Raw genomic sequence first — 712 nt, 5'->3', positions numbered from 1 at the left:
CGACGATCGGCCTGATCAATGTCGTGTTCCTGATGCTGATCTTCTTCCTGATCGCGGGCTCGATCGCACCCGCGCCCGGCGACGGGATCGCGCTGGTGCGCATCGCCGATCTCGAGGTGCAGGCCCCGCCCGAGGCGCTGGTGCTGATGGAAGACGGCACGCTGCGTCATGGCGGCGCCGAGACCGATGCCGAGGCCTATCTCGCGACCCTGTCCGAGCCGCGCGTCGCGCGCATCCTGCCCGACCGCAGCGTGCCTGCCGCAACGCTGGTCGATCTGGCCTCGGCCCTGAGCGCAGGCGGGGCTGAACGGATCGTGCTTCTGGGCGAGCGCGGACAACCCGGGGCCGCGACTGAGGCGGGGGCAGAATGACCAGACATTTCACAAATCCGACACCCGGGATCGACGATGCCGCCTCTGTGCCACCCTTTCTGGTCCTTTTCAGCCGATTGATGAGGCAAGCCTGATGCCCCTTCCGACCCAAGCCCTGCGCACCGGCCTGACCTGGCGCGCCGCGTTGCTCACCGGCGCGGTCTCGGTGATGGCGCATGGCACGGTTCTGGCCGCGCTGCTGCCCACCGATCCCGAGATCCGGATCGCCGGTGGCGCCGCGTCGGCCCCCGCCGCGCTTGGCAGCGCGTTCGAGGATTTCACCCAAGGCGCGATCCCCTCGCGCCCCGCAACCGCCGCCACAACCGAGGCCGAACCCGCGC

The 712-nt window shown here is 69.9% G+C and carries 1 protein-coding gene and 1 pseudogene; both read left to right on the top strand.

Annotated features, from left to right (window positions below; all coding sequences use genetic code 11):
• The coding region (locus JI664_RS23620) for an ExbD/TolR family protein (protein WP_207016237.1) at positions 1-371 on the top strand (371 nt) is incomplete at its 5' end.
• A 94-nt stretch (positions 372-465) separates the two neighbouring features.
• A pseudogene (locus JI664_RS23615) lies at positions 466-712 on the top strand (hypothetical protein); the annotation flags it as partial.

Source organism: Rhodobacter sp. NTK016B, from assembly GCF_017303295.1.
Lineage (GTDB): Bacteria > Pseudomonadota > Alphaproteobacteria > Rhodobacterales > Rhodobacteraceae > Pararhodobacter.
Note: the sequence above shows the minus strand (reverse complement) of the source record. Positions and strands in the feature narration are given on the sequence as shown.